19 protein-coding genes and 1 tRNA gene are annotated in these 20,247 nt (G+C 43.1%); 12 read left to right on the top strand and 8 right to left on the bottom strand.

Annotation, left to right across the window (positions count from 1 at the left end):
• Nucleotide 1: 1 nt before the first annotated feature.
• Genes ACLWOR_RS01785 through ACLWOR_RS01775 form a run of 3 tightly spaced genes read left to right on the top strand, consistent with a single transcriptional unit; the run spans nucleotide 2 to nucleotide 3,755 of the window.
• Nucleotides 2-2,035, top strand: a complete 2,034-nt coding sequence (locus ACLWOR_RS01785) for a hypothetical protein (RefSeq protein WP_413938949.1) — start codon at nucleotides 2-4, stop codon at nucleotides 2,033-2,035.
• An 11-nt stretch (nucleotides 2,036-2,046) separates the two neighbouring features.
• Entirely contained in the window at nucleotides 2,047-2,829 is a 783-nt protein-coding gene (locus ACLWOR_RS01780; RefSeq protein WP_413938948.1) for a hypothetical protein, read from the top strand.
• A gap of 29 nt (nucleotides 2,830-2,858) precedes the next feature.
• Nucleotides 2,859-3,755, top strand: coding sequence for a hypothetical protein (locus ACLWOR_RS01775; protein WP_413938947.1), 897 nt, complete (start codon nucleotides 2,859-2,861; stop codon nucleotides 3,753-3,755).
• Nucleotides 3,756-4,137: 382 nt separating this feature from the next.
• Here ACLWOR_RS01775 and ACLWOR_RS01770 read toward each other — a convergent pair whose 3' ends face one another.
• From ACLWOR_RS01770 to spoVG, 4 genes are all read right to left on the bottom strand, one after another.
• A complete protein-coding gene (locus ACLWOR_RS01770; protein WP_413938946.1) occupies nucleotides 4,138-4,800 on the bottom strand; it encodes a DUF2290 domain-containing protein in 663 nt (220 codons plus the stop codon).
• 5 nt (nucleotides 4,801-4,805) lie between these two features.
• On the bottom strand, nucleotides 4,806-6,908 hold the full coding sequence (locus ACLWOR_RS01765; RefSeq protein WP_413938945.1) for a DEAD/DEAH box helicase: 2,103 nt from the start codon (nucleotides 6,906-6,908) through the stop codon (nucleotides 4,806-4,808).
• A gap of 196 nt (nucleotides 6,909-7,104) precedes the next feature.
• Nucleotides 7,105-7,180, bottom strand: a tRNA-Gln gene (locus ACLWOR_RS01760).
• Nucleotides 7,181-7,408: 228 nt separating this feature from the next.
• Nucleotides 7,409-7,735, bottom strand: coding sequence for a septation regulator SpoVG (spoVG, locus tag ACLWOR_RS01755; RefSeq protein ID WP_413938944.1), 327 nt, complete (start codon nucleotides 7,733-7,735; stop codon nucleotides 7,409-7,411).
• A gap of 327 nt (nucleotides 7,736-8,062) precedes the next feature.
• Between spoVG and ACLWOR_RS01750 the strand changes: the two genes are divergently transcribed.
• On the top strand, nucleotides 8,063-8,350 hold the full coding sequence (locus ACLWOR_RS01750; RefSeq protein ID WP_413938943.1) for a BrnT family toxin: 288 nt from the start codon (nucleotides 8,063-8,065) through the stop codon (nucleotides 8,348-8,350).
• Nucleotides 8,351-8,353: 3 nt separating this feature from the next.
• Nucleotides 8,354-8,566, top strand: a complete 213-nt coding sequence (locus ACLWOR_RS01745; protein ID WP_413938942.1) for a BrnA antitoxin family protein — start codon at nucleotides 8,354-8,356, stop codon at nucleotides 8,564-8,566.
• Between the two features lie 7 nt (nucleotides 8,567-8,573).
• Here ACLWOR_RS01745 and ACLWOR_RS01740 read toward each other — a convergent pair whose 3' ends face one another.
• From ACLWOR_RS01740 to ACLWOR_RS01725, 4 genes are all read right to left on the bottom strand, one after another.
• Nucleotides 8,574-9,644: a DUF2515 family protein gene (locus ACLWOR_RS01740; RefSeq protein ID WP_413938941.1), complete on the bottom strand. Its 1,071-nt coding sequence runs from the start codon at nucleotides 9,642-9,644 to the stop codon at nucleotides 8,574-8,576.
• 191 nt (nucleotides 9,645-9,835) lie between these two features.
• The gene (locus ACLWOR_RS01735; protein WP_413938940.1) at nucleotides 9,836-11,266 is read right to left on the bottom strand and encodes a trypsin-like peptidase domain-containing protein; all 1,431 of its coding nucleotides are present in this window, start codon (nucleotides 11,264-11,266) and stop codon (nucleotides 9,836-9,838) included.
• 13 nt (nucleotides 11,267-11,279) lie between these two features.
• Complete coding sequence (locus tag ACLWOR_RS01730; RefSeq protein ID WP_413938939.1) at nucleotides 11,280-11,528, bottom strand: DUF1844 domain-containing protein; 249 nt, start codon at nucleotides 11,526-11,528, stop codon at nucleotides 11,280-11,282.
• A 54-nt stretch (nucleotides 11,529-11,582) separates the two neighbouring features.
• Nucleotides 11,583-12,398 carry a M48 family metalloprotease gene (locus ACLWOR_RS01725; RefSeq protein WP_413938938.1) on the bottom strand — a complete coding sequence of 272 codons (816 nt, stop codon included), beginning with the start codon at nucleotides 12,396-12,398 and terminating at the stop codon, nucleotides 11,583-11,585.
• Between the two features lie 171 nt (nucleotides 12,399-12,569).
• Here ACLWOR_RS01725 and ACLWOR_RS01720 point away from each other — a divergent pair, with 171 nt between their 5' ends.
• From ACLWOR_RS01720 to ACLWOR_RS01690, 7 genes are read left to right on the top strand one after another with little or no spacing between them, the layout of a single operon-like run.
• Entirely contained in the window at nucleotides 12,570-13,565 is a 996-nt protein-coding gene (locus ACLWOR_RS01720) for an AAA family ATPase (protein WP_413940744.1), read from the top strand.
• Nucleotides 13,565-14,434 (top strand): DUF58 domain-containing protein, encoded by an 870-nt coding sequence (locus tag ACLWOR_RS01715; RefSeq protein ID WP_413938937.1) that lies wholly within the window; start codon nucleotides 13,565-13,567, stop codon nucleotides 14,432-14,434. Before ACLWOR_RS01720 ends, ACLWOR_RS01715 begins: the two co-directional genes overlap by 1 nt.
• Nucleotides 14,435-14,437: 3 nt before the next feature.
• Nucleotides 14,438-15,331 carry a hypothetical protein gene (locus ACLWOR_RS01710; RefSeq protein WP_413938936.1) on the top strand — a complete coding sequence of 298 codons (894 nt, stop codon included), beginning with the start codon at nucleotides 14,438-14,440 and terminating at the stop codon, nucleotides 15,329-15,331.
• On the top strand, nucleotides 15,328-16,338 hold the full coding sequence (locus ACLWOR_RS01705; protein ID WP_413938935.1) for a vWA domain-containing protein: 1,011 nt from the start codon (nucleotides 15,328-15,330) through the stop codon (nucleotides 16,336-16,338). The genes ACLWOR_RS01710 and ACLWOR_RS01705 overlap by 4 nt, the downstream gene beginning before the upstream one ends.
• The gene (locus ACLWOR_RS01700) at nucleotides 16,338-17,402 is read left to right on the top strand and encodes a vWA domain-containing protein (RefSeq protein ID WP_413938934.1); all 1,065 of its coding nucleotides are present in this window, start codon (nucleotides 16,338-16,340) and stop codon (nucleotides 17,400-17,402) included. The genes ACLWOR_RS01705 and ACLWOR_RS01700 overlap by 1 nt, the downstream gene beginning before the upstream one ends.
• Nucleotides 17,399-18,172: a tetratricopeptide repeat protein gene (locus ACLWOR_RS01695; protein WP_413938933.1), complete on the top strand. Its 774-nt coding sequence runs from the start codon at nucleotides 17,399-17,401 to the stop codon at nucleotides 18,170-18,172. The genes ACLWOR_RS01700 and ACLWOR_RS01695 overlap by 4 nt, the downstream gene beginning before the upstream one ends.
• Nucleotides 18,156-20,168 carry a BatD family protein gene (locus tag ACLWOR_RS01690; RefSeq protein WP_413938932.1) on the top strand — a complete coding sequence of 671 codons (2,013 nt, stop codon included), beginning with the start codon at nucleotides 18,156-18,158 and terminating at the stop codon, nucleotides 20,166-20,168. Before ACLWOR_RS01695 ends, ACLWOR_RS01690 begins: the two co-directional genes overlap by 17 nt.
• The last annotated feature ends 79 nt before the right edge of the window (nucleotides 20,169-20,247 follow it).

Raw genomic sequence — 20,247 nt, 5'->3', positions numbered from 1 at the left:
AATGGGAATCAAGATTCGTGCGGTCAAAATCGTAATTAAAGCTGGAAGTCGTAATTTTGGAACTGAAATTAGATTTCAGACTAAAGGTTTGACAGTAATTAGAGCCGAAAATACCTCTGGGAAATCCACTATCTACAACTCCATCATTTATTCTTTGGGATTAGAGGTGATTCTGGGTGTTTCGAAACACATCCCGTTGAGTTATATCGTGACCGATTACATACCAGACGGAGACCGGAAGTTACCCATTACGGAGTCATTTGTTCTGACTGAAATAGAGAATGATAGTGGTGAGATCTATACTGTAAAACGATTAGTAGTGACTGAGGGCGATAACAGGCTTGTAAGCCTCATTAAGGGCGCCGTAATTACAGATAAAAATTTTGTTCCGAAAGAGGTTGAAACCTATTACGTGCGTTATTCCGGAAGTGCAAAAAACAATAAAGGTTTTCATACTTGGCTTGCAAGTTTTATGGGATGGAAACTTCCGATGTTACCTAAGTATTCAGGTGGCGAAGCCTTACTTTTTATTGAATGTATTATGCCCCTGATGATTATTGAGCAAAAAAGGGGATGGACACACATTCAATCTACGATTCCCACAATTTTCGGAATTCGCGATGTTAGAATGAAGTCCATTGAATTTGTACTCAAGCTTGATAGCGAGAAAATTGATGGCGAAAGAAATGAAATTCAGGGCCTCATTTCTGGTGTGAATGAGAAATGGAGTGAAAATAGAAACCGAATTATTTCCAAAATAAGGGAAATTAACGGAACCGTTACGAATCTTCCTACCGCGGTGACCCCTAATTTTGCGAAAGATGTCGGTCCTGCATTCCAAGTGCGAAAAGAACAGCAGTGGTTGAGTCTAGCGGAAAAAAAAGCATCTTTGAGTCAAGAGTATGCGTCTATTTCGCCTTCACAGGTGCTTTCGGTCCGACAGATGAGTGAGGAGCTTTCTGCGGAGCTTGAAAAAAATGAAGAAGAGCTTTCGCGGTCCGAAGATGCCTATCGCGCACTCTTTAATCAACTGAACAAAGAACTTGGTGAGAGTTCTCTTCTTCAAAAGCGAATAGAAACGCTTGATCACGACATTGCTCAGCTTGAGGATGCCCACACTATTTCAAAATTGGGAGGAGATACCCCTGAGGTATCCACTTTGGATAATTGTCCCGTTTGCAGTCATCATCTAGACGGCAGCACATTGTCTCAGGATGTTACGAGATTCGTGATGGATATTAAGTCGAATATCGAATTTTTAAAGGATGAGCGAAAAACCACAAAAGCGCTAAAAGATCATTCGAGTCGAAAGATTGGGCAGTTAGAGGCGTCTATATCGGAATTGCGAAGTGAAATTAATAATTATCGCGGGTCAATTAGAAGTTTAAAATCATCTTTGGTCGGTGACGACAATTCACCGGCGTATTCAGTAATTGAGAAGAAGATACGCATTGAAGGGGAATTAAATAAAATAATCTCTGTGGATGAAGAATTAAGGGTCTTGCATGATAATCTAAAAGAAGTTTCAGAGGAGTATGCAAGGTTACTGCAAAAGATTAACGATCTTCCAAGTCGATACTCCGAAACAGATAAAGACAAACTGAATCTGCTCGAAAATTCTCTCAAATCAAGTCTGGTGAAGTTTGGCTTTAAGAGCTTTGAACCTGGAGAGTTATCTATTTCAGAAGATACTCTTCATCCAATGGTAGATGAATATGATTGGTACTTTGAGTCATCAGCCAGTGACAATATCAGAGCAATTTGGGCATATACTTTGGCGTTAGTTTCTGTGGCAAATTCATTTTCCACTAATCATCCGGGACTCTTGATGTTTGATGAACCGGGACAGCATAGTGCCCATGGAGAGAGTTTACGCTCTTTCTTTGAGAAGGCGGTAACTATTGCTGGCCAAAAAGCTCAAGTGATCGTGGCTACCAGCGAAACGGCAGAAAATGTCAGATTATATCTACAAAACCTTCCGGCGAAGCAAATTATATTTGAAGATGGTGAGAAGATAATCTCTGAGTTGTCTTAGGTGGATGCACCATGAAAAAGAGTTTAAAAAAAAGATTCCTCCATTTCGATGACATCGATGAGGAAATTTTTGACACAAAGATCTACAGGTATATTTCCTATGATGAATTTAGGGAGAAGTTGCGGAAAAGACGCGCGCGTTTTACAAATCCGGCGGTATGGAGTGCTCATGATCCTTACGAAAACGTCTTGTTTAGTATTCCGTGTAGGCAAAAAGGAAATAGCGAGAAATTATCTCTAAATAATTTAACCCGCCATTTTTACGCGCAATGCTGGACACTCAGTCGTGAATCGGATCTGATGTGGCAAGTGTACAATGCCCGATATGCCTCTAATGGGGGAGCCATCAAAATACAGACCACAATTGGATTACTCTTGGAATCCCAATCTCATGATTTTATGTATTTAGGTAAGGTAAAGTATCTCACAAAAAGTGATTTCATTTCTGCTTATCGCATTTTTACGAAGGGAATAAGTAAGCATTTGGTTGAAGACGCGGGATCTGGCCGAGTAGTCGCTGAGAGGCTTTGCTACAAACGCTATCCCTATCGTGCGGAAAAAGAAGTAAGGCTTATTCTTTCTGACTTCGTTGCGAGGGCTCAAAATCCAATCCCTGAACATATTTTTCGAAAGTTTGACGTTAACAAAGTTGTACAGAGAATTGTCTTTGATCCAAGAATGGATCCTGCTGAATACCAAAATAAAAAACGAATACTCATAAAAAAGGGGTTCGAGAATTCGATTATTCAATCTAGTCTCTATAGCGTTAATGAAGCGGACTTCATTCTGAAATAGAAAGCGTTAGGTTAGTCGGGAGGTGCAGTTTGCAGAATGCTACCGAGACAAATATTGGCCTTGATCACATTACATTTCTTTTTGATAACTCTTCTCTTAGTGAGTTTTTGACTGATAAATTAATACAAGAAAGCGTTGCTCAGTCTTCTGATAATATTTCTTTGTTCGTAAGTATAGACACTCTTAGTGAGCTTGCAAAAGGTGACGAAAAAAAAGTTGTTGCCCGTCTTCATGCTTTAGCGCCCCTGCTCACTTCGCTGCATCCGAAAGTCTTTATTGCAAAAGGACTCTTAACTTTGTTAAAGAAAGAGCGTCGAAATCGTGGAAACCTAAAAAGTATCCCGCTGTTAATCAATTCACCTAAGTGGCAGAGTTTCGTCTCATCTCTTCAGCAAGATGACGTTTTGATAGACGCGGTCTCCAAGCATAAAGCGAGGATGCTTGAGAAGAATGTAGTTTCGGAGAGGATGAAGCAAATTGATATTTTCTTAAGAAAGTCTGCAAGTCCTAAGAACCAGTCTTCTATACGCGAGCGACTGCTTGAGTTCGATCAAGAAGATGAGATAAAAAATCTCCTATTCGACCACAGAAATTTGAGTTTGAGCAGATCGGTATTTAAGAAAATTATTAAAACCACGAATCAAGAAAAATTTCCGACTCACCGGCTCTATATTTATTTGATTCAGATGCGGATGTTAGGCAATCAATTAAATGTATACCCCCCAGGGGATACATTGCGATTTCTGAATAAGATCAAATTAGGAAATTGGTATGATATCGCCATCCTTGCACAAAGCTATAGTTACACTTATTTTGTTTCCGACGATAAAGATCAAAGAGACTTCTGCAATTTCCTTCGTTCTCTCGGAGTTTCTAAGTGTTTAGGCATCAGTCTTGCGGAGATGAATGAGATTATCTTTAGGTAGGATTGCCAGTAGGTATAGCATTAGTACTTCAGATACTCACGCAGATCTAAAAAATCTAATGGATGCGTCTTTAAGAGTTTTTCCGATAAGAGAATTGGCTTCATTCAGAATGCCGCTTTTTGATTGCTGGCAGCGAACGCTTTTCAATTTTCCGAAGCAGTTGTCTTACATATAACCTGCGATGTTTCGAAATGCATACGATATAGTTTCTAAATGGCGCAGGCGAGCTGGCGTATCGCCTGACTTCCCATTTTAGGTTATTTGATATTCGATAAGTTAAAGCTGTAGGTGAGAGTGGGCTGAATCGCAATCTTAAGTGAGTTTATATATTTCACGAAATGGCAGATGGTGGCAAAAGGCACCAATTCATTTTTTGGAGATATCAGGTCGTATTCTTACGCCACGAAAAATGTAACTCCTTTAGCTCATCATTGTGAATGAAAGATGAGTTGAAGTCTTTGGGTTTTATTTCTTGAATCCAACTGGCCGTGGCTGTTTGGTAGAAGGACAGCAATATAAATTTAATAAATCGTGACGGCGAAAGAGGGTGAGCAACGGGAATTCTGCAGTTTTTAAACTGTCCCAGTGTTGTGTGGATTCGTGGATGAGAAACAACCGTGTGCACATCTGAAAAATCAATTCGAATTGGAACAGGAAGAATATCTTTCGCAATAATGTCGGCATAGATATTATCTTCATCATATAACTCGGGATTATTTTGGTACTCCTCAAAGCTTGGTGAGGGCAAATAATTTAATCGGTGCCATACTACTTCGTTTTTCTTAAATCTATAGTTCATTTGAATGAGCGCTCCATCTAAAAATTTTAGATTGAAGCATCGCGAATTGGAGTAATTTTCATGCAGTTCTTTGTATGGAGGGGAATGTAGAAACGAATTTAAAGTATTGTCGTTGGTGAACGTAACATACGTTTCCTGCTCAGGTAGCGTTTTAATACATGGATAATTTTGATCATTAACTAAGCTTTTCAGGATCAAAAGATCTGTTAATGCGTTTATCTCGTTCCTTACATCAGTTGGTTTCATTTCAGTTACTTTTTGATGTATCTTGCTAATTTTTCTAAAATATCTGGCGACAGGTCATCAACGGTAAAGTCTCCAGACTCTAAGTCAGCAACAAGTGTTTTAACCATAGTTTGACGTTTTTTGATCGCTTTCTTCTCTTCGTCCGTCATGTCTCGGTTGACGACGTTCATTTGTTTTCGTTCTGCTTCCGTGGGATATCTGAATTGCAATCGGAAATCATTCTGTTTAACTTTTTCGTACTCCTGCTGAAGAGTGCCGCAGCTTTCTCCGGCACCAAGAATTCGTACCCAGCCTTTGCTTCGGGTTAGTGCGGTAAAGAGTATGTTACGTTTTCTGGCTAGTTCGCGACCACTCTGACAAAGTTGAGAGTCGATTACATAAACCATTGCAGCTTCATTGCCTTTTGCTCTGAAAATGCTCGTAAAGATGACAGAATTTTTATCGAAAAATTCATCTGGTGAAGTAGTAACCCCAGCAAGGTGCGAGGGTATTCCCATTTGAAATAGTTTTTGTCGAGGATATCCTACCGCTTGTCGAGTCTGAAGTGGATCACAGTGAATTACCATAATGTCGCTAGGGAGTAGCTCATCTTCTTTCAGGTTTTTTTGAATTTCGTTAACCAACCAATCATATTGGTCTTCGGCAGATGCAAAGCATTGAAATTTAATAAGGTCATCAATTTCCGAATGCGATTTGAGAAAGTCGGGACTAGACTTTGAAGTTCTAGCAAGTACGACATTTTCCCCGTCTCTAAGATCTCCATCTTGGATCTCATAGCCGATGTCTAGCCATAGCTTGGGATTGTCAAACATTTGGATCAATCCCTCATTTCTATAGATTCCAAACCCTAGGGCGTGTGCAGTAACAAGGGTTGGTCCCGGATTTCTATAGCATTTTTCCAAAATAATATCTTGCTTTGGCTTGTCGGCATCGTTTCTTAGTGAAACCAGTGGATGACCGATTGGATTTCTTCCAAAGATGTCTTCAGGAGAGAGCATCGATTTTCCTGATAAATTCTGTAGTTCGTCGTAGGCATAGACGAGTCTTTTTGGATTTTTCAGCAGAAGATAGCATATTCTCAAAAAGTCAGGTGCAAAGTCCTGTGCTTCGTCGATAAAAATCGCATCATATTTCGGAGATATTGAGCTTGCGTACTTCATCGCATCGGCACAAGCTAGTTCAAATTCAGAACCTGCCGCAGCTCCGCGAGATCGCGTTTCAGATAGATCAAGGAAAGCGATACCTAAATCTGAACATAGATTTGAGTATATTCCGGCTGATTTGCTATTGCCCCATGCGTGAATCAGATCAATTTTATCCCAATCAGGTTCTCGAGAAGCATGCTCAAGGATGAAGTTTGTTATTAAATTCCTTAGGTGTTCTCTTAGGGAGCGGGTATTGAAAGTGACTGCAATTTTCCAATCAGGATGCTTAGCATGAATATAGGCAACTTTTAGTGCAAGTACGATTGTTTTACCAGACCCTGCAAGACCTCGAATTCTTTGCACTCCATCGCAAGTTTCTATAACTGCCTGACTTTGTTGCGAGTCAAGATTCGCAATAGAATCTTCTAAATCCTTCATTTTAGTTCCGCGCGAGTCGATCTTTTTTAAAGCCCGTCTATGTTTACCCTTTCGAATATTTGACACGGCCTGAATTGCAGAAAGCGTTTTGAGGTAAAGCTCAGGAGGCGCGGACTCTAAATTTTGAATTGCACCAAGGAGTTGAGCGCGCTTTTGAAATACATTAGTGGTGTTTGTTGTTAAACTTGCTGCGGGAGAAAAAGCGAAAACTTCAACGGGTACGGCCAAATCACGTTTAATCGTTAGGTCTTTGTATTGAAGAAGTTTTGCTTTTAACTTCATGTATGCATCGTCGAGAAGATCTTCAATATTTTCAGGTACGTTTTTTCCTTCAATAAGTATGAAGGCTACTAGGCCTTTTTCTTTTGTGACAAGGAGGGCGTCAATTTCAAACTGACCGTCTGGAGTTCCAATTATTGGATATCCTATGTATAGTTGTCCGTCTAGAGTCACGGTGCTGAGTGCTTCGATTAAAGCTTGTGAGGTCGTAGGTTTCGAAGAGCTACCTCTGGTAACATGGATCATGAATATCTCCTGCCTATCGGTAAATTACATTAGTTTATTAGTATTGGAAAGAAGTCGAGTGCAATTTGTAAGCTAAACTGATGTTCAATTGTTTTAGATTTGTATGCGAATTTCGGAAGAAATCCGTTTATAGCCTCGGAATTCTTATAACGAGTAGGAGCTAAGTTTTAATTATAAAGGATTTAATAGGAAAAATTGGATGGGGTAGCAGGACTCGAACCTGCGAATGACAGAATCAAAATCTGTTGTCTTACCAACTTGACGATACCCCAACGAGAAGACTGTTCGAATCGCTAAATTACGGATTTCAGGCCGCGAAATCAAGGTGCGGCGCTTTGCGTTATGGGGATTGTCTGCGAATTCTGGGAAAAAGCAGGCGAGTTCATTTATGAATGCCCGAAAAGTAACCAGGCACCTCGTTGGGTGCCTGGAGTTCCATGAAGGTGTGTTTTATTTGAAGCTGCCGTTCCTTGGCAGTGAGCAGGGTACTTCAAACCCTCTTAGTAATCGTCTCCACCATAGCCGCTCGTTGGAGCTTTTTGGCGTTTTAGATTTACAAGGGTTTCACCCATGGATTTGAGTTCTTTTTCGTAAGCTTCGAATATCAGATCCTCGATCATGTTGCGAGTCTCTTGATTCAAAGGATGGGCAATATCACGGAACTGGCCGTCTTTGCGCTTTTTGCTCGGCATAGCAACGAAAAGGCCGCTGGTGCCTTGAATGACTTTTAGATCCCTGACAACGAAACAGTTATCCAGGGTAATGGAAACGTAGGCCTTGAGGCGATCCTCATTGACCGGAAAGACTTTGACCTCGGTGACTTTCATAGAGAGTCCCTTTCTTGTTGCTTGCCTTGTTGCATACCAAATGGAGCCATATGTTGGTCCCTATTTCTTTACGGCGTGGCCATAAAAAACTAAAGACCTAGGTCGAGGAATTTTTGTATTTCCCACGAAAACGCACAACTCTCGTCCCAGTGTGAGACAAAGTCAGCTTACATCTTCATTACTCTCCTGGGTTCTCCACCAAATCCGGTTATCGGGCTGCTGAGAGACTAAATGCTGCGTTAGGCGCATTAGGTTAATACCCAATTCTTGCATCTTACATATCCCTATTGTGCACATAAAGTATGTACAAATATAAAGGAATAGTGTATGGTTGGAATTGGATTCGAATGGAGCTCCGCCAAGGCGCAAGCTAACAAAAAGAAGCATGGAATTACGTTTGAAGAGGCCATCGCGGTTTTTTATGACGAGAGGGCTTTGTTGATAGCAGACACGTTGCACTCAGTCGGCGAGGACAGGTTCATCATATTGGGGAGAAGTAAAAACGACTCCATTTTGGTTGTAGTTCATCTTTACTGGGAAGAGCGTGAGTTGATTCGGATTATCTCCGCACGAGCGGCAACTAGAAAAGAATGTAATCAATATTTTGCGAGGTAAGTGATGAAGAAAGAATATGATTTTTCAGAGGCAAAAAAAAATCCGTATGCGAAGAAACTAAAAGTTCGCACGACAATTCGTTTAGATGATCAAGTGATTGAGTATTTTCAAGGGCTCGCAGATGCGACGGAAATTCCTTATCAGACGCTGATCAATCTTTACCTGCGCGACTGCGTAGCTAAAAAACGAAAACCTGATTTAGGTTGGGGCAAATAGCCCCTTCCTATTGAGCCAACTGCAAATAGTCGTTAACTACCAGGTAAGACTCTTTCAAGGATCTTTCCAGAGCGGATTGGATATTGGGAACTGTTGCGAGTTCTTGCAGATAACGAGCTTGCTCGCGGACAACGTATTTCATCCATTTGTATCTGGTCGGGAAGTGGCTCAAGTTCGGGTACAGACCGTTGCTCAGAGCATACTCCGTAAATGGAACGATCTTGCGGCCATGCGGTCCTTGCAAGTCCGCTTTGGCCATTGAGTTAAAGAGCCACAAGATGTTCGCGGTCTTCGCATCGATTCCGTTGTACATGTATCTTTGAAGGATGTTGTGTTGCTCGATATAGATCAGCTTCATATTGGCCTCAACATAACGGCCATGATCCATATCGTTCCATACTTGCAAAAATCTCTCGTAGTGATCAACACCTTGACCGTCGTAAGCTTCACGGCGTTCTTCGATCAACATTTTATTCAGCGAAACAACTTCTTGGTAACCACAAGACGTGTAAGCCAAATGCTGCCAGAAAATATCCGAGTAAACGCGCCAGTTGTTTTCAGCGGTTTTCTTTTTCACTTTGCCAATTGTTCTTAACAACACCGAAGACGTCGCTGGTAGATCGCCATGCAAAGACTCAAGTCGGCGGAAGATTTTTCTTTGACGAGAGTCGAGCGGGTATTTATCAGCAAGTCCTTCTTGCAAAGCATGTCCCACAGTTACAGAGGCTTGCGAACCGGCTGCCAGCCAAATGAATTTCACATCGGGATTGGCTTTGTTTTGGATTTTTAAGGAATGCATGAAAAGGCGGTTGTACGCTTGGCTGATCAAAAGATTTCGGATCACCATCACTTCGTCGCCTGTCAGGTAGGGGACTGCTTTTCGGATCGGTTCAACTGAAATAATATTTTGGGCTTTATCCATCCAGTAACGGGGATCGTCGATTTCACACTCAACGGGATCTGAGTCAGGAATTGCTGAAATTTTTGAAAGCAGGTTCTCGTAGCGTTGGTACTCGGAAGCGAAGCTGGAACTGCTGAAAACTAGAATGAAAAAGAGGGGGAGTAGATGCAATCTCATGGGGTCAGAATTTCTCATGAGATGGGGTGTTCTTGTTAAAAAACTGTTACGAAAGAAAATACTTACAAGGGTGTCTAAGGAGTGGACGGTTTTTACGGCTGCTCTCTGTGATTATGAGAGGGGGACCGTCCTTGAGTGGCCTTTCTGACGCGCATCGTGCGCGTCAGATCTTTGTATTTGGCTATCGAATGTTAGTTTACTTCGATATTGATGATTTGGATTCTTGTGTTTCTTGCAATGCGGAGAGTGTTCGTGCCTTTTTTCAAAAGCTTCAATGCATCTTTTGTGCCTTCGACGGATTGTTTGTTCACGTCAAGGACTACGTCGCCTACTCGTAAGCCGCTGCGGCTTGCTGGTGATGAGCGTTCTGTTTCGATCACTACCGGTTGCTTCATATCATCTGGCAAACCCCACTCTTTGCGAAGGTCACTGTTTGGATCCATCAGTGTGAAACCGATGTTGTACGGAGCCTTTTCGCCTTGGAATTTTGGCGTTGTTGCTTTTTTCGTCGCCGCTTTTTTATCGTCAGGGCGCTCAGACACTGTGACGTTCAATGCGATCTCTTTGCGGTTGCGGATGGCTTTGGCTTTCACAGGTTTTCCGATTGGAGAATCAGAAACTGCATCCATCAAATCAAAAGAGTTTTTGATTTTCTTACCGTTAAATTCAGTCACGATATCGTAAACTTTAAGACCTGCGTTCGCAGCAGGGCCTTTAGCGATCAAGTTTGTGATTACAGAGCCTGAAGCGTCTTCGCCCAATCCAAGATATTCAGCTGCTTCTGGATCGAGATCTCCAAGAGCGGCACCAATATATCCGCGAGCCAAACGGCCACGGCTTTCTAACTGTGGAATCAAAGCTTTTACTTCGTCGATTGGAATCGCAAAGCCGATACCTTGAGCGCGCGCATCGATCGCTGAGTTGACACCGATCACTTGACCTTTGGTGTTCACAAGCGGACCACCCGAGTTTCCTGGGTTGATCGAAGCATCTGTTTGGATCAGAGGGATTTTATTGATCTCTGTGATGTCGCGACCTTTAGAAGAGATAATCCCTTTTGACATCGAGTGACCGTGACCAAATGGATTTCCGAAGGCCGCAACCCATTCACCGACTTCAAGGTCTTTTGAAGAACCAAGAACGGCGACGGGGAATTTTTCTTTATTTTTCGCGATGATTTTAATCAAGGCGATATCGGTACGTTCATCGCTTCCGATAACTGTTGCTTCATAAACTTCAGAAGACTTTTCGTTGATCTGAACGTTGATGATATCAGCACCTGCGATCACGTGATTGTTTGTCACAATCAAACCGTCATCACGAATGATAAATCCAGTTCCCAAACCAATTTGTTGGGGGCGTTGTTGTTGCTGAGGTTGTTGCATACGGAAACCGTACATTTGCTCCAGCATCTCAAGCATTGGATCGCGACCACGTGGATTATTTTTTGGAAGTGCGGTTGTGGAGATATTCACAATCGCAGGATTCACAGCTCTTGCAAGCTCAACAAAGAGATTCGCCGGCAGAGGAGAAGAAAGATTCAACTTCGGTGGATCTTTCGGGAGGTTTTGAGCTTGGGCAGAAAGTGCTACAGATAATGCCAAAAACAAAATTTTTTTCATGCGCATTCACTCCTTAATTCACGGACACGAATTTCATTTGTAGGTCATTGATTAAGTTATCAAGGAATTCAGTTTCATCCTTGGATAAATTGCCTTTTGTCTTCGCTTTCAGGACTAAGAGAAGATCGATATTAAAGCGAGCCATGTTCTTGTCTTTAGATACTTTGCCAGAGTCATCTGGAGCTAGACCCATGGCCATGACTGCGGAAGACGCAATCGACATGATGAGAATTGATAAAGAAGCTTCCATTTTTTCTGCCATAATTCACCTTCCATATCCTTAAAAGTGAGTTCAGCATCGGTTTTGTCAAGGCCACTAGATCGGATAATAGCCCATAAGTTTTTGTAATCTTGCCTTGATCGGCGGATGAGACTTCAAAAACAAATTCTTCTGCTGAAAACCTTCTGGATTCACAATAAACAAATGACTTGTGCAGGGCGGAACAGACAACGGAGATGTTTGAGCCAGTCCCTCAAGACGCCACAAAACTTCACCCAGCTGCTCGCGATTTTCTAACAGGTGACTGGCCATCAAATCGTTTTCAAAGAATGAATTCTTCCCGACAACAAGTTTAATGATCAACCAACCAATCGGCGAAAGAAGCGGCATAAAAAACTGCAAGCGATACGGTAAGAAAGAATCTAAGAACTGACCCAATCCTACAACTGAGTTTGCAAGCGTACTGCTGACGCTATAAGCAAAACTGTCAAGACGGCGAATGTGACATAATTGGTGTGCAACGACAGCTTCAAGTTCTGTTTCATTTAATTTTTGAACCAGACCTACTGTAAAACCCAACGATCCTCGTTTCCAAGAGTGACCCACGCAAAATGCATTGGAAGAAGGATGGGGGATTAAGTAAACCGCAGGTGCCGCCGGGAGTCCTAACTTGACCGATAATTTTTCAACTTTATCGATCAGTCCCCAAGAGTCTTGGCCTTTTAGACGACGAGCATTCAAACGAGCCAGGGCGCGGCTTTCGCCGTAAAAAAACACGAAGAAATTCAGTAAAAGTGCAGCCAAAAAACCAACAAGCAGACCCAGACGTTCACCAACTTGATACCCGATCATCAAGAGAGCGAGAGAGCTTGAAAGAATGAATATCCAGACTTTTGTACTGTTGTTGGTCATATGAAATTTGTCCCACTTCCCAAGGGGCTTGGCAAGACCCTAAAAGGGTCGGCGCAGCTTGCTAGAAATTCTCGAAATTTGGGGGTCCTGTTTCGCAGCGAGACGACGTGTCTAAACTTGCGAGCTTGTTAGGAAAATTGTGAAATAGATGAGTTAGCCTGAAGGAGGTTTCTGGTGAGTGAAGTTGATATCATGGCCCTAAATGCCGCGATCAAGCAAGAGAGCCAATTCGTTGATAAAATGATGGCGGAAATTAACAAGGTCGTCGTCGGGCAAAAAGAAATGGTTGAAGGTATTATGATGGGCCTTCTGACTGGCGGCCACATCCTCCTTGAAGGTGTTCCGGGACTTGCGAAAACTCTGACGATCGCAACAGTTTCTCAATCTATCTCGCTTGATTTCCAACGGATTCAATTTACACCGGATCTTTTACCAACAGACTTGATTGGTACCATGATCTTCAATCCAAAATCAGGAGAGTTCGCTCCTCGTAAGGGACCAATCTTTACCAATATCGTTTTGGCCGATGAGATCAATCGTGCGCCAGCAAAAGTGCAATCAGCACTCCTTGAGGCGATGGCGGAAAAACAAGTCACGATCGGTGAAGAGTCTTACAAGCTTTCAAATCCGTTCCTAGTGATGGCGACACAAAATCCACTTGAGCAAGAAGGAACATATCCACTTCCTGAGGCGCAAATGGACCGTTTCATGTTTAAGATCAATGTCAGCTACCCAGTCAAAGGGGAAGAGCTTGAGATCTTAAACCGCATGGGTTCAAACGAAAAACCTGTCGTGAATCCGGTGATCTCGAAAGAAGATTTACTGCGTGCGGCTTCTCGCGCGGATCAAATTTACGTTGATAACAAGATCAGAAACTACATCGTTGAACTTATCATGGCGACTCGTAAGCCGGGTGAATACGGACTTTCTCGTATTGCCAATTTGATCAATGTTGGTGGTTCACCGCGTGCAACCATCAGCTTGTATCGTGCAGCGAAAGCTCACGCGTTCTTGCGTGCTCGTGGTTACGTAACAGCTGAAGACGTCAAAGCCATTGCTTACAACGTTCTTCGCCATCGTTTGATTTTAACTTACGAAGCAGAAGCTGAAAATATCAAAACAGAAGACGTGATCAAAGAGATCTTAAGTCAAATCGAGGTTCCCTAGTGAGTTTACCTCCTGAGGTCCTTAAAAAGGTCAAACTCTTAGAGATCAACACAAGAAAGCTTGTGAACAATCTCTTTGCGGGTGAATACCACACGGCTTTCAAAGGCCAAGGGATGACCTTTGCGGATTTCCGTGAGTATGTTCCTGGTGATGACGTGCGCTCGATTTCTTGGGCGCTGACGGCTCGTGCGGGAAAACCTTTTATCAAAACTTACGAAGAAGAACGCGAACTAACGTTGATCCTTGCGGTTGATGTCAGTGGTTCCAGTGATTTCGGAACGGGTCCTTATTTTAAGGGCGAAGTGATGACTCATTTGGCGGCGCTTTTGGCGTTTTCAGCTGTAAAGAACAACGACCAAATTGGTTTGTTGCTCTTTAGCGATCAGGTTGAACATTTTGTTCCACCAAAAAAAGGACGAGGCCACGTGCATCGTCTGCTGCGTGATTTGTTTTATTATAAACCAAAAAGCCATCGCACCAAGCTCTCTTCAGGTTTTACATACCTGCAGGGGATTTTGAAAAAACGCGCGACGGTTTTTGTCTTTAGTGACTTTATGGATCAGGGCTTTGAACAAAGTTTGCGTCTGTTAGGGCGTAAGCATGATGTTGTGGCCTGTGTGGTAAATGATGCGGCTGAGTACAATCTTCCAGAAATGGGAGTAGTGGAAGTGCAAGATGCAGAAACCGGTGAGGTTCTCACGGTAGATACGTCTTCAGCAGCTTTCCGTAAACAGTACGAAGAAGCGATGAAAAAACAAAAGGACCAAAGGGATCGATTGCTCCGTTTAGCGCAAGTCGAACGCGTGGATGTGAAATCCAGCGAAGACTATGTGAATCCGTTAGTGGCCTTTTTTAAGAAGAGAAAATAGAGAATGAGTTACGATTGCAAGATGGATATCCCCGAAGTCGCAGGCCTGCCAGCTAACCAGCTGACAGTGGGACGCGATTTTATTGTGACCTGCGAAGGGGAGTTCCCAAAAGATCTTGTGATCGAGAAATTGCACTTTGCATTTGAGAAACCCAACGAAAAATATATTTTGCATTTGAGAAGTTTCGAATTCCGTTCCAGCACCAAAGCTGAAATGAAAGTGACTTCTTATACCGCAGCTCAAGTTGAAGTTCCCAATTTGATTTTAACTGATGGCAAGCAAAAAGTGGAACTGGGTCGTTTGGCTTTCAAAGTGGAAAGTGTGATGCCTCCACAAGACCCGCAAAACCCAGAAGCCAAACAAGAACCGTTTGGACCGATTGGTCCGGCGACCTTGCCGGTGCCACCTCTTTATTGGGCGCTCTTAGCCGGTGTGATTGCTTTAGCATTGGTAGCGGCTGGATTTAAAATTTATCGGACCGTGCAACGTCGTCGCATGCTTGATGATTTGCGCGAACATGATGCGGCCTTGTCACCTTTGGCTCAATTCCATCAATCGTTTAGGAAATTACAACGTCAGAACAGAGTGTTTTTTGGTGTGCAAGATGTGCCACCAGAAGATATCTTGCAATGCCTGACTGAGTCTTATCACATGTTTAAACTTTACATCACACGCCGTTTCCAAGTTCCAGCAATGGAATGGAGTCCGCGTTTGGTGCTTAAAGATGTGCGCAAATATCATCCGCGTATTTTTGCTGAAAACGGGGATGAGCTAGGAAAAGTCTTTAAAGAGTTTGAAAGAGCCTCACAAGATAAAGCGCATCTGAAAGCTCAAGAGGTTTTAGCGATTGCCAATCACGCACGCAGCCTGGTTGAAAGAATGGAGTCACGCCTATGACGTATCATTCTTTATGGGCTCTTTGGTTCTTAGTTCCACTTGCCGCCATCGTCTTTTGGACCCTGGTTCGTAAAAAGAAAAAAAATCCCACGCTGCAAGTGGGTTCTGTTGAGATTTTAAAAAGTATCAAGCCAACAATGAAAACTCGCTTGATGAATGTGCCGTTTCTTTTAAAAGCTTTAGGTATTGCTTTGGCGATTTGGGCCTTGGCTCGTCCGCAAGAGATGAATACGCGCATTCGTAAAAATGTAGAAGGTATTGATATCGTCATTGCTTTGGACGTTTCCGACAGTATGTTGATTGAGGATATGAAGCCTCTGAATCGCCTGGAAGCTGCGAAAGAAACAATTAAGAAATTTATCGAGGCCCGTAGCTCTGACCGAATTGGTTTAGTTATTTTCGCTGGTGAATCTTTCACTTTGATTCCACCAACTTTGGATTATCAGTTGATCATTCAACGTGTTGGTGAAATCTCAAGTGCCTCCAGTGCTAAAATCAAAGATGGAACAGCTTTGGGTGTCGCTCTCGCCAATGCTTCAGGTCGCCTCAAAGATTCTCAAGCAAAAAGCCGTATCGTCATCTTTATGACTGACGGGGAGAACAACTCGGGAACCATCGATCCAGAAACGGGTCTTGAGATCGCCAAAGGTTACGGTATTAAGATCTATTCAATCGGTATCGGTCGCGACGGTCCTACGCGTATTCCAGTCTACACGCGTGATATTTTTGGCCAAAAGATTAAAACGTATCAACCGTTTGAAAGTGCCGTGAATGAGGACCTCCTCAGTCGTATGGCTTCTGATACCGGTGGTAAGTTCTTCCGCGCGACCAAAGAAAACTCACTTGAGTCGGTGTTTAAAGAAATCGACTCGTTAGAAAAAACTAAAATCGACGTGAATAAGTTCACCAATTACACCGAACTTTTCCCGCCGTATTTGCGTTGGGCTTTGATTATTTATCTTATCGGCTTGTTCTTGGGTCGTTCTTGGTTAAGGAGGGTGCCATAATGTTTCGCTTTGAAAACATCGCGGCTTTAAACTTCCTTTGGCTGATCCCGGTGATCTTGATCATTGGCTTTATTTTTGATCGTCTGAATAAAAAGAAAATGCAAAAGGCGATTGGCGCGCGATTGTATCCGTTTCTTTCCAGTTCGATTTCTCCGCGCAAGCGCCGCTTAAAAACCGCGTTGCAAGTGATCACTGTTTTCTTGATGGTTCTCGCTCTGGCACGTCCTCAATTTGGTCAAAGCCAACAAGAAGTGAAAAGCGAAGGTGTCGAGATCATGCTGGCCGTCGACGTTTCTGAAAGTATGCTTTCTGAGGACGTGAAACCTTCACGTTTAGGCCAAGCCAAAGCAGAACTCAGTCGTTTAGTTGATTTGATGCCAGGAAATAAAATCGGGGTGATTGCTTTTGCCGGAACAGCGGCATTGATTTCTCCTCTGACGAATGATCCAGCGGCTGTAAAAATGTATATCGAGTCTCTGGATCCAAGTTCGGTTTCCACCCAAGGAACAAACTTCCAAGATGCACTGACGACAGCCGAAGAAGCTTTCAATCGCGGTGGTATTACTCAAGATGAAGTGGTGAAAGTCACGCGCGTGATTTTAGTGGCTTCAGACGGTGAGGACCACGAGCAAGGTGCGCTCGATGCGGCTCAAAAACTTGCCAAAGACGGCACCAGAATTTTCACGTTGGCTTACGGCACGGAAAAAGGTGGCGCGATTCCAGTTCGTGATGGCATGGGCTTTTTAAAAGGTTATAAAAAAGATCGCAGTGGGCAAACGATTCTCACGACTGTAAAAGGTGATGCTTTAAGATCCATTGCTGAAGCTGGACGTGGCAGCTTCTACTTTGCAACATTCGGCGGAACTCAGACCAAGTTATTAGTTGAAGATATCAATAAACTTGAAAAGACACAGTTTGATACGACGATGGCGACTCAATACGATGAGCGCTTTCAATATGTTTTATTTTTGGCGGTTTTATTTGGAATCTGTGAACTCTTCATGGGTGAACGACGCAGTTTCTTCCGTTTTTGGAAGGGACGTTACGAGGTGCCACCATCATGATACGTAAACTTCTGATCCCTTCACTGATGTTAGTTCTTGTTGGTTGTGGAAAATATCCGCGCTTGGAGACTATTGAAAGTGTTCGTGAAGGTAATAAAAATCTGCAAAAGCAAAATGCGCAAGGGGCCTTGGAGCATTATTTAAACGGACTGCGTTTTGATCCGTTCCTGCCAGAGCTTCATTTAAATATCGGTCTGTCCTTTGAGCTTTTACAACAAAATGAAAAAGCGATGGCGTCTTATAAAGAAGCCGAACGCATCGCTGCGGCTCTTAATAATAAAGAACTTGAGTTCGTTGCAATCTTTAACCAAGCGCAAATGCTCGGTAAAGCAAAGCAGGTCGACGAAGCCATTGCCATGTATCAAAGAGCTTTGGATATCAATCCGACTTCGATGGAGACAAAAATCAATATCGAACTTTTGATCCAACAGCAACAGGGTCAGGGTGAAGGCGAAAACAAAGACCAACAAGACCAGGATCAAAAAAATCAAGATCAGAAAAACCAAGATCAACAAAAGAAAGATCAGGGTAAAGAAGGCGAACAAAAAGACGACAAAAAAGATCAGGACAAAGACGGCAAAGAAAAAGAAGACAAGCCAAAAGAAGTCCAAAAGTCGCCAAAATACAAACCTCGTCCTTTCAACGGCAAAGACTTATCTGAGGCCGATGTGAAAAAGATCTTGGGTGAATTGAAACAACAAGAAGAAAAAATTAGAGCTGAATACAATCGTAAAGACGTGAAGGAACAGCCTCGTGACAAAGATTGGTAATTTTTTGATTGGGCTCATCTTTATGATGAGCTTTTCCAGCGCCTTCGCCGCTGGAACCACAGTGCAATCGTCAGTTGATACAAATGAAGTGGGGGTGGGTGAACCCTTTCCGCTGACTATTTCCGTTGTAACTAATGAAAACGTGGATATCCAAGATCCGCGCATACCGGAACTTGATGGTTTTGAACTTTTAGGAACGTCGCAAAGAACAGCCGTTGCGCAAAAACTTGTACCAGCAGCTGGCGGAATGAAGTTTGAAACCCAGCGCCGTCAGGAATACATCTATACGTTGAATCCTTTAAAGCAAGGAACACTGAGTATTGCTTCATTTGAAGTGATCATCGGTGGGAAAGTTTTCCGTTCTGAACCCGTTGTGATGAAAGTGGGTTCGGGAGGACATCGTCCTCAGCAACAACAAAGACAGCAACGCCCAGGTATGCCACAGCGTCCTCCGGGATTTGATGATCCATTCGAAGCCATGGACCAAGCTGAAGAAGAAATGTTCAATCAGCTTTTGCAACAGCGCCAACGTTTCTTGCAACAAATGCCACGTCAGCAACAGTATGACGATGATCAAAGAGGCGGCGGCTTTGGTTTTGGTAGCGCAGGGATGGAAAACCCCGCATTTAGAAGTCTGCCAACAAATCCTAATGAAGCATTTTTTATTAGTGTTGAAGTCGATAAGACCGAAGTCTTTGAAGGCGAGCAAGTGACAGTGAACTGGTACATCTACACGCGCGGTCAAATGGAGACTTTGGATCGTTTGAAGTTCCCATCATTAAAAGGTTTTTGGAAAGAGATCATTGAAGAAGTTCCTTCCATCCAATTCTCTGAGGAAGTCGTGAACGGTATTCCTTGGAAAAAGGCCTTGCTGGCTTCCCACGCGCTTTTCCCAATTAAAGCAGGGACAGCGGTGATTGATGAATATAAAATCAAGTCACGCGTGCGTTTGCCGACCCAAGGTTATGGATTTTTCGGAAAGGCTTACGAGTACACGAAAAGTTCTTCGCGCATTCCGATTAAAGTAAAACCTTTGCCAGTGGAGGGGCGCCCTTCTGATTTCACTGGTGCGGTTGGACAATTTGAACTTCATGCAGCTGTCGATAATCCAAATGTTCCGGTGAATCAGCCGTTTAGTTTAAAAGTCCGCTTTGAAGGTTCAGGTAATGCGAAACTTATTGATTTACCAGTTCTGAATTTGCCAACGGGTTTTGAACAGTACGACAGCAAATCAGAATCAAAATTCTTTAAAAACGGTCGCAGCTTTAAAGAGTTCGAAGTTTTGATCATCCCACGTCAAGAAGGCGAAGTGCAGTTCCCAGCTTTGAGTGTGTCGATGTTTGACCCAGCAACGCAAAAGTACTACACGCGCTCAACTCAGCCACTGACAATCAAAGTAACGAACAATCCAAACGCTCCAGTCGGTTCGTCATCACGAATGGCGGATGATAAAGTGAAGACTGGCAAAGCCGCTCCGGAAAAAGTTTTGCCACAACCACTCATGCACTGGGAACCATCGGTTGAAGCCAGTGTGTGGACGCATCCTAGTATCTGGTTTGCGATTTACGGTGGAATTTTGGCGTTACTTGGAGTCAAAGCTCTGAGAACATTTGGCTGGCATCAACGCCGCCAAACTTTGCAAGACCTCGTACAAAAACGTTATAAAAAAGTCGATCAAGCCTTGTCCGCCAAAGACCACCGTAAAGTAGGCGCAGAGATGACAAACATCTTCTACGTCGTTTTAGGGGAGGTCGCAGGACGTGGTGGAGCCTCTGAAGAAATTCATAGATTGCTTGAGCAAATTCCACCAAGCGTTCGCCGCGATCACGGAGCTGAGATCGAAAAAACTTTTGAGATCTTCCAAACATTAAGCTTTGCCCCGGATGAAATGCTGGGCTCATTAAAAGACCCAGGCACAATGAAAGCAAACGTCGACAAAGCCAAGAAAGTCATCAGCTCTGTCATCTCAGCCGTGGATGAAAAGCCCACGGCCTAGAGAGGTCCGGCGGTGCCGAGTGATTCTTACAAGGTTGTTCAAAAATTTGTCACTTTGAAAATTTCAAATCGAATTAAAG

Source organism: Bdellovibrio sp. HCB2-146 (genome assembly GCF_047345725.1).
Lineage (GTDB): Bacteria > Bdellovibrionota > Bdellovibrionia > Bdellovibrionales > Bdellovibrionaceae > Bdellovibrio.
This window is presented reverse-complemented; position numbering and strand designations above follow the sequence as displayed.